This is a genomic window from Paenibacillus sp. TAF43_2, assembly GCF_052113545.1.
GTDB lineage: Bacteria > Bacillota > Bacilli > Paenibacillales > Paenibacillaceae > Pristimantibacillus.
The window spans coordinates 20,336-33,749 of record NZ_JBFRDK010000056.1; the positions used below are offsets into that span (position 1 = coordinate 20,336).

General features: G+C 48.6%; 9 protein-coding genes, 1 pseudogene and 1 riboswitch. All 10 genes and pseudogenes read left to right on the forward strand.

Features of this window, described 5'->3' with window-relative positions:
- Positions 1–77 precede the first annotated feature (77 nt).
- Positions 78–1,235 (forward strand): glycosyltransferase family 4 protein, encoded by a 1,158-nt coding sequence (locus AB4Z17_RS14540; RefSeq protein WP_441960450.1) that lies wholly within the window; start codon positions 78–80, stop codon positions 1,233–1,235.
- A gap of 74 nt (positions 1,236–1,309) precedes the next feature.
- Positions 1,310–1,414, forward strand: a riboswitch (TPP riboswitch).
- 82 nt (positions 1,415–1,496) lie between these two features.
- Complete coding sequence (locus AB4Z17_RS14545) at positions 1,497–1,634, forward strand: hypothetical protein (RefSeq protein ID WP_441909166.1); 138 nt, start codon at positions 1,497–1,499, stop codon at positions 1,632–1,634.
- 91 nt (positions 1,635–1,725) lie between these two features.
- Positions 1,726–3,489, forward strand: coding sequence for a phosphomethylpyrimidine synthase ThiC (gene thiC, locus AB4Z17_RS14550; protein WP_441960452.1), 1,764 nt, complete (start codon positions 1,726–1,728; stop codon positions 3,487–3,489).
- A complete protein-coding gene (locus AB4Z17_RS14555; protein ID WP_441960454.1) occupies positions 3,482–4,549 on the forward strand; it encodes a ThiF family adenylyltransferase in 1,068 nt (355 codons plus the stop codon). The genes thiC and AB4Z17_RS14555 overlap by 8 nt, the downstream gene beginning before the upstream one ends.
- Before the next feature lie 43 nt (positions 4,550–4,592).
- Positions 4,593–5,447: a thiamine phosphate synthase gene (gene thiE / locus AB4Z17_RS14560; protein ID WP_441960456.1), complete on the forward strand. Its 855-nt coding sequence runs from the start codon at positions 4,593–4,595 to the stop codon at positions 5,445–5,447.
- A gap of 5 nt (positions 5,448–5,452) precedes the next feature.
- Complete coding sequence (locus tag AB4Z17_RS14565) at positions 5,453–6,271, forward strand: thiazole synthase (RefSeq protein ID WP_441960458.1); 819 nt, start codon at positions 5,453–5,455, stop codon at positions 6,269–6,271.
- Positions 6,271–7,419 carry a glycine oxidase ThiO gene (gene thiO / locus AB4Z17_RS14570; protein WP_441960460.1) on the forward strand — a complete coding sequence of 383 codons (1,149 nt, stop codon included), beginning with the start codon at positions 6,271–6,273 and terminating at the stop codon, positions 7,417–7,419. The genes AB4Z17_RS14565 and thiO overlap by 1 nt, the downstream gene beginning before the upstream one ends.
- Positions 7,420–7,604: 185 nt before the next feature.
- Positions 7,605–8,645 (forward strand): FecCD family ABC transporter permease, encoded by a 1,041-nt coding sequence (locus AB4Z17_RS14575; RefSeq protein ID WP_441960462.1) that lies wholly within the window; start codon positions 7,605–7,607, stop codon positions 8,643–8,645.
- 2 nt (positions 8,646–8,647) lie between these two features.
- On the forward strand, positions 8,648–9,679 hold the full coding sequence (locus AB4Z17_RS14580) for a FecCD family ABC transporter permease (protein ID WP_441909179.1): 1,032 nt from the start codon (positions 8,648–8,650) through the stop codon (positions 9,677–9,679).
- Positions 9,680–9,838: 159 nt separating this feature from the next.
- Positions 9,839–13,414: pseudogene (locus tag AB4Z17_RS14585) on the forward strand (hypothetical protein); the annotation flags it as partial.

The following is a 13,414-nucleotide window of genomic DNA, read 5'->3' on the forward strand; positions in this document are numbered from 1 at the left end:
AAACGCCGTGCCAAAGCCGTTGCTAGATACGTATGATACTGCAAAAAAAGCAGATCATGCAGGAGGCATACGAATAAATGGCACCTATTAAAGTTGCAATTGTAACACCAGGCTCCTTCCCGATTCCATCATCAGGGAGCAGCTCGGTTGAGCGAGTGGTAGAGAAATTTGCCCCGCTGCTTAAGCCTTACGCGGAACCTCGTATATTTGGAAGACTGAGCAAGCGATTGCCTCGTCAAGGACAATTTAACGGTGTTGTTTGTGAACGGTTTGCAGCGGGCAATAAGCAGCGATATATTCAAGAGGTAGGACATGCGGTTCACCGTTTTTCCCCTCACGTCATCGACGTCGAGAATCGTCCCCAATTTGTGCTAACGATGAAGCGATTGAATCCAGGCAAACGAGTCTGGCTTTATTTGCATTCCTCCACCTTTATTTCACCCTCTTATATTTCTTCTGCAAACTTGCATAAGTGCTTGCAGGCCGCAGATAGAATCATCGTAAATAGCGAGTTTCTAAGGCGAATTGTAGTGTCGAAAGCGCCAGAGGTCGCTTCGAAGCTGCGAGTCATTTATCCTGGGGTAGATACGGCCAGGTTCCCTTCACAATATTCCTCCGAAGGATCAGCTAAACGGGAGAGTTTAAGGCAAAAGAGAGGATTGCATGGTAAAAAAGTGGTGCTTTTTATGGGGAGGCTTATTCCGCTTAAGGGCGTTCATCATCTTCTCAATATCGTGCCGCAGCTTGCCAAAAGCCACCCGGAGCTCGTCGTTATCATCGTAGGGAGCCCATTTTATGGCTCGCATCGCAAAACGGCTTATGCGCGCAAGCTTGAACAGCTTGGACGCAAATGTCCGGGTCATGTTCGTTTTGTGCCCTACGTGCCGCATTCGGAAGTGCCCAGCTGGATGCTCGTTGCTGATGTAGCGGTCGTTCCATCTGGACAGAGGGAGGCATTTGGGCTCGTAAATGTCGAGGCGATGTCCTGCGGCGTTCCGGTAGTCGCAACACGTGCAGGCGGAATGAAAGAAATTATCCGTAATGGTGAAACGGGCTATTTGGTCAATCAGCTTCATATCGAGCGAGAGCTGCGAGAAAAGCTGCATCTGCTGCTTCGCGATAAACAGCTCAGGCAGAAGCTGGGGCGCCGCAGCCGCGAGCGTGTGGAGCAGACATTCACATGGCGTCACACCGCTGATCGATGGGTAAGGCTGCTGAAGGAAAGCGGACTGTAGCAGGCTGTATTTTTCCGCGGTTTGGAAAATAGAGGGTTGACACCCTTCTTTACTAAACGGTATAGTCAAACAAGGAAATCCACTAGGGGCGCCGTAATGGCTGAGATAAAGCGAATCGCTTTGGTCCCTTTGAACCTGATCTGGGTTATGCCAGCGTAGGAAAGTGGGATTGTGCGTTTATGCTTTGCGCGTGAAAGCTCTGCCGGAATCTGCTGAAGCCTCAGCTTATGCGGCATGACTTTATCTGCTTAGGGGGAACCCTTGCAAGATAACACTCGCATGACGACACTCTTCGACCGCTCCTTTGCTGGAGCGGTTTTTTTGTTTGGCGCCAGTGAATCGATAAGCTTTGTGGCCGCCATGCACGCTCCAGCAATTGAAGCTCTTGTAGCAGCCTAGCTACTTGTATAGCAGCGGTGTTTTATACTTTCTCATATGCTTGCGTATGCCTCCAGGAGGAATTCTATTATTCCATTAGGAGGTTTTTGTTATGACTATTTTTTCTACTCCGCTTCCGGGCAGCCGCAAGGTGTACGTCGAGGGCTCAAAGGGAAACATCCGTGTTCCGATGAGAGAAATTGCACTTGAAGCTAGTACTGGCAGAAATGGTGAAGAGCTGCCGAATGAACCTGTAAGAGTTTATGATGCAAGCGGCCCATATACCGATGAAACGTATAAGGCAGATGTTCGGCGCGGTTTGCCCGGTATTCGCAGCGAATGGATCTTGGAGCGTAGTGATGTAGAGCCCTATGAGGGCAGGGAAATCAAACCGGAGGATAACGGATTTATTTCGGCTGAAAAAGCAGAGCAGCGAGGCGCGGAACGATTCCCGGGGCTAACGAGGAAACCGCTTCGTGCCAAAACAGGGCAAAATGTTACGCAGCTTCATTACGCCCGCAAAGGGATCATAACTTCTGAGATGGAATACATCGCTATTCGCGAAGGGATGAGTGCAGAATTTGTACGCAGCGAGATTGCAGCCGGCCGTGCCATTATTCCGACGAATATCAACCATCCTGAAAGTGAGCCGATGATTATTGGGCGGCAGTTTCACGTTAAAATCAATGCTAATATCGGCAACTCTGCTGTAGCTTCTTCGATTGAAGAGGAAGTGGAGAAGATGACTTGGGCGACGCGCTGGGGAGCCGATACGATTATGGATTTGTCCACGGGGAAAAACATCCATACGACGCGGGAGTGGATCGTGCGGAATTCACCAGTTCCAGTTGGAACAGTCCCCATTTATCAAGCATTGGAGAAGGTAAATGGCAAAGCAGAAGACCTTTGCTGGGAAGTATTCCGCGATACGCTTATTGAACAAGCCGAGCAGGGCGTCGACTATTTTACGATTCATGCAGGTGTGCTGCTGCGCTACATACCACTCACGGCAAAGCGCGTTACGGGTATTGTCTCGCGAGGGGGATCAATTATGGCAGCTTGGTGCCTGGCACATCATAAGGAAAATTTCCTATATACGCATTTTGAAGACRTTTGTGAAATTATGAAAGCATACGACGTATCATTCTCGCTCGGTGACGGCCTGAGACCCGGTTCTATAGCAGATGCCAATGACGCTGCTCAGTTTGCTGAGCTGGATACATTGGGGGAGTTAACGAAGATCGCATGGAAACATGATGTACAAGTGATGATTGAAGGCCCTGGCCATGTGCCTATGCATTTGATCAAAGAAAATATGGATCGTCAGCTAGAGGTGTGCGATGAAGCGCCTTTCTATACATTAGGACCGCTAACGACCGATATCGCGCCAGGCTATGATCATATTACTTCGGCAATTGGAGCTGCAATGATTGGATGGTTCGGCACGGCAATGCTTTGTTATGTAACACCGAAGGAGCACCTTGGCCTCCCGAATAAGGAGGATGTGAAGGAAGGCGTCATTACGTACAAAATTGCGGCGCATGCGGCTGACTTGGCGAAGGGGCACCGGGGAGCGAAGCTGCGTGATGATGCATTGTCCAAAGCGCGATTCGAGTTTCGTTGGCGTGATCAATTCCATCTGTCGCTTGATCCAGAGCGTGCGATGGCTTATCACGATGAGACGCTTCCGGCAGATGCAGCGAAATCTGCTCATTTCTGCTCCATGTGCGGGCCGAAGTTTTGCAGCATGCGAATCACCCAAGATATAAGGGAGTATGCCGCGCAAAACGATATGGAAACAACGGAAGCCATTGAAGCGGGGATGAAGGAAAAATCAGATGCATTCAAGGCGGCAGGGAGCAAGATTTATGGTTGATTCTGTTCTTGATGCTTTTGCAGATCGTTATTCGAGGCAAACGAGATTTGCTTTAATTGGAGAGGCAGGCCAGCGGAAGCTGGCCGATGCCTCGGTGCTTATCGTCGGTGTTGGCGCATTAGGCGCTTCGCTTGCGCAGCATATGGTAAGAGCCGGTGTCGGGGAAGTTAGGCTGGTAGACAGGGACTTTGTTGAGCCCAGCAACTTGCAGCGCCAAATGCTTTTTGACGAGGCGGACGCGCTGGCTGTGATGCCCAAAGCAGTGGCCGCAGCCAATCGGCTTTGCAAAATTAACAGCAGTGTAAACATTATGGCGAAAGTAGCGGATGTGAATGCACAGAACATCGGATTTCTCGCCGAAGGAGTCCATCTCGTCCTTGATGGGACGGATAATGCAGCGACAAGGCTGCTGGTCAGCGACCAATGCTTTAGACAGCGAATCCCATTTGTTTATGGCGGGGTGGCTGGGGCGCAGGGCATGCAGGCAACATTAATTCCTGGAGAGACAGCTTGCTTGCGCTGCTTAATCGGAGCAGATGATATGGAGCAGGAGGCAGATACTTGTGATACGGTGGGCGTACTTGCTCCAGCGGTTGAATGGATTGCATCTATGCAAGCAGCTGAGGCGATAAAATGGCTCACGGGCAATGATTCGGCGCTGCGTAAAACGTGGTTGAGCATTGATTTATGGTCATTCCGAATGCGGGAATCGGAGCTTCCGGCAGTCAGTACCGAGTGTCCATTCTGTGGTCAAACGCCTGATGGAGCAACTGACGACAAGCGTTGTTTTGAAACTGATAGAGCGGAAGACACTCAAATAAGCTCGACCGTATTATGCGGGAGGGATACGGTGCAGGTGACGTTAGGCAAGCCGTTTGATTTAAAAGAGGTAGAGCAAACTTTGCGAGCGATTGGCTGCACGCTCACCGTGAATCGGTATTTAGTGAAAGCGATGATCTCAAGCGGAGAGCAGCTGATTCTCTTCCCAGATGGACGAGTGCTTGTGCAAGGCACAGCGGATGCGGAGAATGCAATTAATCTCATTAAAACGTTCTTATGAAATGAAAAAAAATGATTTGTTTGATGAAAGGTTGTGTTTGAAGATGAGTAGACCAGATTGGCGGAACTTCAAGCTCTACGCCATTACAGCGAAATCCAATCACCCTGGCAGATCCGTCGTTGAAGTGATGGAGCAGGCGCTGATTGGCGGAGCTCAAATGGTTCAGCTTCGCAACAAAACGGGGACGAGGGAAGAGGTGCTTGAAGAGGCCAAAGCCCTTCGAATACTAACGCGAAAATATAAAGTGCCTCTTATCATTAATGATTATCCTGATATTGTTCTTGAGACGGATGCTGACGGTGTTCATTTAGGCCAGGATGATATGCCAATTGCCAAAGCAAGAGAATGGCTTGGTGCTGACCGGATAATTGGCATATCCACGCATAACCTGCAGCAAGCGCTAGCTGCTGAACAGGAGGGAGCCGATTATATCGGCGTTGGGCCAGTGTACCCTACCGAAACAAAGCCGGGCCGTATGGCCGTTACTACAAGTTATGTCAGGGAAGCAGTGCATCATATATCGATACCGTTCGTGGCTATTGGCGGTATCACACTTGAAAATGTCGATGTCGTACTAGCGTCGGGAGCAACACGGATATGCGCAGTTTCAGCTATTGTTAGCCATAATGATCCGGCTAGTGTTTGTCAGGCTTTCTTAAAGAAAATCGATGCACACCATTCTGAATATGTTCCTCCCTTTAAGATAGTGAAGATTAATGGCCGCGAGGAGCAGACCAGCGCTAAAACAGTGGAGGAACTGGTCGTCCAGCTGGGACAACAACATAAAAAGCTCGTTATTGAGCTTAACGGTATGATCGTACAACGTGCAAGGTGGGCTGAAACTGAATTACTTGGCGGAAGCTCTATAGAACTTGTACATTTTGTTGGAGGGGGCTGAACATATTGGCAAATTGGGATAATGAAGATACCCTTCTTATTGGAGGACATGCGCTGCGGTCGCGTTTTTTATTCGGTACGGGGCGATTTCCAAGTCCTGCTGTACTGCAGCAAGCGCTTGAAGCGTCGGGTTCGGAGGTTATTACGTTCGCGGTTAGAAGGGTTAATCTAGAGAGTGTTGAGGACGATTCGGTACTACAACACTTTGAAGATAGACAAATGCAATATTTGCCGAATACATCTGGTGCGAGAACAGCGGAGGAGGCTGTTCGAATTGCGCGTCTGGCGAGAGAAGCTGGGCTTGGCAACTGGATTAAGGTTGAAATCAGCGGAGACCATCGAACACTTCTGCCTGACCCTATAGAAACGCTGCGTGCTACGGAGCAGCTAGCAAACGAGGGTTTTATCGTTCTTCCTTATACATCCGATGACCCAATCCTATGCCGGAGATTAGAGGAGGCAGGAGCTTCAGCAATCATGCCTGGAGGATCGCCAATTGGATCCGGGCTCGGATTGCTCAATCCCTATAACCTCGGGCTTATTGCGGAGCAGTCGAGGGTTCCAGTCATCATCGATGCGGGTATTGGATCGGCGAAGGACGCTGCGGAAGCGATGGAGCTGGGCGCTGACGGCATTTTGGCTAATACGCCTATCGCTAAGGCACAGGACCCGATTATGATGGCTCGCGCATTTCGATTAGCAATTGAAGCAGGGCGGCTGGCATGGCTGGCTGGCCGCATACCGAAAAAACGTTATGCATCTGCAAGCAGTGATTGGGCAGGTTCATTATTTGAAACAGGAGCTAGCGCAGGAGGGGAACAATAATGCCCCAATCGGTAATTATACTTGGAGGCGGCATTATTGGTTTGTCTTGTGCCTTCGAGTCGGCGCGCAGAGGCATGAACGTAACTCTCATTGAGCCAAGCGCAATCGGAGGGCAAGCATCCGGCGCAGCGGCAGGCATGCTTGCTCCATTTTCAGAAAATACGGAGCAGCCCGATCCATTTTTTCAGCTGTGCTTAAACAGCTACCGCAGCTACCCGGCGTGGATTAAAGCGATCGAGGAACAATCCGGCATGTCGGCAGAGTGGGTAGAGAGCGGCAGCATTAACGTTTTTATGCATGAAGCAGACGTCTTGCCCATACAATCCAGATTGCAGTGGCAAAATGAATGGGGAGCCGAAGCTCAGCTTATTGATGCAGCTCAGCTTAGGAAGCTGGAGCCGATGCTTGCTCATTCGGCAATTGCTGGCGTATTTACGCCAAAGGAAAGCCATGTGTACGCGCCAAAGCTTGCTGCAGCGCTTGAAGAAGCTTGCCGGAGGTTAGGTGTCGTCATCCTATCCCATGCGGGTAAAATTGTAGAGGTTGCGGTTCAACTGAGCGGGGGAGCATCTGTCCGAGCAGAAACGATGATAAAGAAGGCTCATGCCGATCGGCTAGTCGTCTGCGCGGGCGCTTGGTCAGGTGAGTATGAACGATGGTTTGGACTCTCTGTTCCGATTCATCCCATTCGGGGACAAATCTGCTCTTACGAGCATCAAGAAACTGAAGTTCGCCATATGATCTTCTCAAGCCAAGCCTATTGGGTCGGAAAAAGAAATGCTCGGCTCGTATGCGGTGCTTCTGAAGATGTCGCGGGCTTTGAGACGAGTGTGACAGAACGAGGCATCGGCCGCTTAATTCGCAGCAGCAATCAGCTTTTTCCATTTCTAAAAGGCAAAGAAACCGCGCATCGGTGGGCAGGCTTGCGTCCCGCAACGCGAGATGGAATGCCAATGCTTGGGCAAGTAGAGGGAATGCCAGCCGTCATAATGGCCGCAGGTCATTATCGCAACGGTATTTTGCTAAGTCCTGTCACAGCTCATATTGTTGCTGATCTATTGGAAGAAAAGCAGGGAGAACTGTCGATCAGCAGATTCTCACCTAACCGCTTTACGACTAATGCTATGAGAGGAAGACTTTCTACTTGATAGGAAGCGGCATTAAGGCAGCACGAAATATCTATATTATTGCATTGAAAACATATGAAAAATCTGCTATATTGAAAACGAGAATCGTTATCAGTTGAGTGGGTTTTTTTTGTGTCTGGAAACAGACTTCCTTTATGAAGCATTTTTTATCAACCAAAGTATACATACAGAAGGGTAGTTTTCAAATGTCTTCTCTATCAAGCAAGAAAGCGCTGGCAGGCACAAAGCTGCGCACACGGCCTCTAGTGGCTACGATTATTTTATTTGGCGGGTTTGCAGCACTCTTATTATCGCTTGCATTATCTATCTCCGTCGGTGCTGCAAATATCAGTCTCTCAACAGTGTGGGATGGCGTATTCCACTTCAATGAGGAGAACATTCAGCATCAAATTATTAAAGAGCTTCGTATGCCGCGTGCGTTAGCCGCTGCTTTGGTGGGAGCAGCTTTCGCTGTCGCAGGTTCTGTTATGCAAGGCATGACTAGAAACCCATTAGCAGACTCGAGCTTGCTCGGAATTAACGCAGGAGCAGGTTTTATGTTGGCGCTTTGCTTTGCTTTTTTCCCTTCGATATCTTATCTTGGTCTTATGTTTGTGTGTTTTGCGGGTGCAGCAGTTGCAATGGGACTCGTATACGGAATCGGCTCATTAGCAAAAGGCGGCCTAACACCTGTGCGGCTTACACTGGCTGGTGCGGCTGTAGGGGCATTGCTGCTTGCTATAACAGAAGGCATAGCGATTTATTATAAAATTGGCCAGGATTTGGCTTTTTGGTATGCTGGCGGGGTAGCCGGAACGAAATGGCTGCAAATTCAAATTGTATGGCCATGGGTAGTTGGTGGACTGCTTGGCGCCATCGTGTTATCGCGCTCCATTACGTTGTTAAGCTTAGGCGATGATGTTGCTGCAGGTCTTGGACAACGAACTTGCCTAGTAAAAGCAGCAGGCGTCATTATAGTCTTATTGCTGGCAGGCACCGCCGTTTCAGCGGTAGGCTCTATCGGTTTTGTAGGCTTGATTATTCCTCATATCTCACGATTCCTAGTTGGTGTCGACTATAGATGGATCATTCCATGCTCGGCGGTTTTGGGAAGTTTACTTATGGTTCTGGCAGATATTGGCGGGCGATTGATTAATCCGCCTCAGGAAGTGGCTATCGGTATTATAATCGCGGTTATCGGCGTTCCGTTCTTCCTCTATCTTGTAACAAGAATGAAGGGAGAATAAGCATGAATACTTACTTTATTACCGAAACCGAACTGCGTAGAAGAAAACGCGCAGTCCTCGTAATGACCGTGCTTAGCGTACTTATTGTTTTGTCCGTTATCATCAGTATGAACACCGGTTTTATTCGCTTAGCGCCGCTTGACGTATTCAAAACGTTAATTGGATCGGGAACGGCTAAGCAGGAGCTAATTCTATTTGATTTCCGCTTGCCGCGGATTGTCATCTCTATATTAATTGGCGCAGGTTTTGCAGTATCGGGCTGTATTATTCAAGGATTATCGCGCAACCCGCTTTCTGATCCAGGGCTGYTGGGTATAAACGCGGGCGCAGGGCTTGCAGTTATCTTGTTTATTTCTTTTTATCCGACGACGGAAAAGGGCTCTATATTTTTGATGCCGTTTCTTGCATTAATCGGAGCATCGTTTACCGCATTGCTTATTTTTGTACTTTCGTATAAAAGACATCGAGGGTTATTGCCAACTCGGATGATATTGGTTGGGATCGCTGTAGCGGCGGGCATTAGCGCAGCGATGCAGCTTCTGATTTTGCGTCTAACACCTGAGAAATATCAGTTTTTTGCTGTATGGATGGCGGGGAGCATTTGGGGAACGAACTGGAAGTATGTGCTTGCACTGCTCCCATGGTTAATCGTTATTTTTCCAATCGTGCAATATAAGGCGAAAGCATTGAATGCATTAAATTTAGGCGATCAATTGGCAGTTGGACTTGGAGCTCAAGTGAACAAGGAGCGGGCATTGCTGCTTGCTGCAGCGGTAGGCCTAGCTGGTTCTTGCGTTGCTGTCGGCGGGGGCATTGGATTTGTCGGACTCATAGCGCCTCACTTGGCAAGAAGACTTGTCGGTCCGCAGCATCAGGTATTATTGCCAGCTTCAGCATTTGTAGGCGCGCTGCTCGTTATTGTGGCGGATACACTTGCCAGATGGGCATTCCAGCCAAATGAAATTCCAACAGGCATTGTTGTTGCTGTTATTGGAGCACCTTATTTCTTATACTTATTGTCCAGATCGAAATAGTTAAAACAGTTGAAACAGAAACCGCGGAGAGCAGCATGCTCCCGCGGTTTTTTGTTTGTTAAAAGCCGCATATATACATTTGTCTGTACTCCTTGTAGCGAGCCCATGGGTACCTGCATATATTACCTATGACATTTCAGGTGGAAGAAGGAGAGGACTATGACAAAAAACAGAAAAGGGAAAAGCCCGAAGGGGCGAAAGCCGCTTTTTTATGTTGATAATCCGAATGCTTCCGAGTTAAAGTGGCTAGATGATTTGAACAGGAAGAAGGCCGCTGTTGCACAAGCACATGCAGCTAAAACATTGATTAAAAAAGAGGAAGAAGAGAAGGAGAAAGCGAGCATTAACGCACTCGCTCTTATACTCGAGAATCCATTAGAGCAGACGGATTCGGAAGTTGTCACGGTGGAGGACTCTGAGGAGATTGAACAGCTAGAACAGCTTATTCAAGTGGAACTAGGGGAGCAAGCAGAACAGCTGGAGCAAGAGCAGCAGAAACAAGTGGGGCAAGTAGAACTGTTGGAGCAAGGGGAACAGCCGGAACAACTGGAACAACTGGAACTATCGCAAGAAGAAGAGCAGCAGGAGCAAGCACGGCTGTTGGAGCTAGGGGAGCAGCTGGAACGAAATGAACAATTGGAACAATCGCAAGGAGAAGAGCAGCAGGAGCAATTAGAGCATTTGGATACGCTGGAACAGCTGCACCAGATTGAAGAGCAAGAGCAGCTCGCTGTCGAAGAGCTTGCCCAGCAGATTGCTCAGTTAAGCTTGGAAGAAAAGTTTGAGAAACTTGATGAGAAATTGGCACCGGAAGGTCCTCCAGCTTTTATATACACGGATGATTTGGTAGACTTTTCGGTTACTTCAGAGAAAATTGCACCTGGGTCGATCGATAGCAGCAAGCTGGCAGCAGGCAGCGTGCAGGCAAGCACGATTGCCGATTATTCCATTCACACCATCCATTTAGCTGACGGCACAATCAACTCCGCTAAAATTGCAAAAGAATCGATTATGGGCGAGCATTTGGTAAACCACTCAATTACTGGAAACAAAATATTGGATTATTCAATTTCTGGCAATAAGCTTCAAGATGGCAGCATCTCGTCAGAGAAGCTTGCGGATCGTACGATCAGTATGGACAAAATTGCAGAAGGGTCAATCGAATCCAGGCATTTGAAGTCATTGCTCATTACAACAGACCTGCTTGCCGATCAAGCCATTACTGGCGATAAAATTAAAAGCGGAACGATTCGACCGGAAAATTTGGCTAATGAAGCCGTTGACAACTCAAAGCTTTCTGAAGGAGCAGTAACACATTCCAAGCTTCGTGACTCAGCTGTTACGAGTGAGAAGATAGCAGCAGAAGCGATTGAAGCGGAGCATTTGAAGCCTGGATTGCTGCTATCTGAGCATGTCGCAGTTGGTATTATTCAGGGAAAGCATTTGGCCCTCGGAGACATAGCCGCGGAACATCTAGCAGAAGGAGCAGTCGGAACAAGGGAACTGCAGCCAAAAGCGGTAAAAGCAGAACAATTAGCGGACGAATCGGTATCTTCATCTCATCTGCAAGCAGCGGCCGTTCTAAGCTCCCACGTTGGAACAGGGCAAATAACAAGTGAGCACATCGCGGATCAGTCCATTAACTCTAGGAAGCTTGCGGATCAATCGGTATCCACCATTAAAATTGTTGATCATTCGATAACGATTTCCAAGCTTTCTGATCAATCCGTTAATGCTCAGAAGCTCGCGAATGACTCCGTTCACAGCCGTCATTTGGGCTCTGGAAGCATTACATCCGACAAAATTGCTGATGGGCAAATATTGCAGGCGCATCTGACAACAGATGCAGTAAACATGAAGCATATTGCACCAAATGCAATTAAACGGGATCATCTACAAAGCGGCATTGTTAATGAAGATAAAATCGCGCCATTATCCATTCGTGTTGACCATATTGGTATGGAGGCTGTTGGTACTACTCAATTAGCGGATGCTTCAATAACGCGAAGTAAGCTGGCTGATGGTGCTGTTGATAGTAAAGTCATAGCAAACTTTGCTATTGAATCCCGGCATCTTCAGGATGAATCGGTAACGTTTCAGAAGCTGGCTCCTGAAGTGTTAAGGTCGTATCATTTTACTAAGGGTGCCGTAACGGGTGAAGCGATTTCTTCTGAAGCAGTGAACGGCATGCATTTAAAATCGGAGATCATTGAAGGGCGCCATCTCGCAAAGGATGCTGTAGATAACAAAAAGCTGCAAGACGGTTCAGTTACGAGCAGCAAGCTAACGAAAGGCGCTGTCACGGATCAAGCTATTGCTTCAGGTGCAGTTTTTTCGCATCATTTGGCAGATCATACTGTAAATTCATTAAAGCTTTCCCCTGAATCGGTTACGACGGATAAGCTGGCTGATTTAAGCGTCTCGACTGGCAAGCTCGCAGACGGAAGCGTATCGAGTGTCAAGATTGCGTCTCAAGCTATTATGCCAGGGCATCTCGGAGCCAATTTGATTGCTTCCCACCACATACAAGCAGAATCGATTCGCTCGACCCATATTGAAGCTCATGCAATTGGAGCTGAACATTTGGCTGATCAATCGATCGGAAATGAGCACCTTCAAGATGGTGTCATTACATCTGCTAAACTAGCTTACGGCGCTGTGCAATCAAAGCAGATAGCAAATGAAGCGGTGCTTAGCCGTCATTTGGGAAATGCATCCGTGCTTGGAATCCATTTGGGAGAAGGGGCGGTTCATGCCGCGCATTTGGCGGATGATTCGATTACGATTGAAAAGCTGACAGCAAACAGTATTGGACCAGCGCAATTGCAAAACGATTCCGTAGGTGCTGATGTCATAAGCAAAGGTGCTGTAGGTACGGATCATATCGCACCAGGAGCCATTACGTCGGGTAAAATAGCGGAATTGTCGATCGGCGCGAAGCAGCTTAAGCCAGAGTCGGTAAATGCAACGCATTTAACAATAAATAGTGTAAACGAACATGCATTGCAGGATGAGTCGGTGACGAGTGCAAAGCTGGCTCAAGATGCCGTCTCAAGCGAGCATGTACAGCTCGAATCACTTGCCGGCAAACATTTGAAATCCGATTCGATTCAAGGCTATCACGTTCGCAAGGGCACGATTACACTAGCTCATTTGGCTAATGATGTGCTTGTGTTTGACCGAATTGCTGACAACAGTATTTTGGGCAGAAAGCTTAAGGAAGGCTCTATCGACAGTAAGTTGTTGTCCGTCGACAGTGTGGGGACGGAGCAGCTGGCAGACGGAAGCGTGACGACGTCGAAGCTGAAGCTAGGCGGCGTAGGAACGGAGCAGTTGTCGGACGGAAGCGTAACGACATCGAAGCTGGAACTAGGCAGTGTAGGTTCGGAGCAGCTGGCGAATGAAAGTGTGACGACGACGAAATTGGTACTAGGCAGCGTAGGCACGAAGCAGTTGTCGGACGGCAGTGTGACGACATCGAAGCTGGAACTAGGCAGTGTGGGTACGGAGCAGTTGTCGGACGGAAGTGTAACGACATCGAAGCTGGAGCTAGGCAGCATAGGCTCGGCGCAGTTGTCAGATGGTAGTGTGACCAAATCGAAGCTGGAGCTGCGCAGTGTAGGTACGGAGCAGTTATCAGATCGCAGTGTGACGACATCAAAGCTGGTACTTGGCAGCGTGGGTACAGATCAGTTGACGGATGGCAGTGTAACGACATCGAAGCTTGAGTTAGGC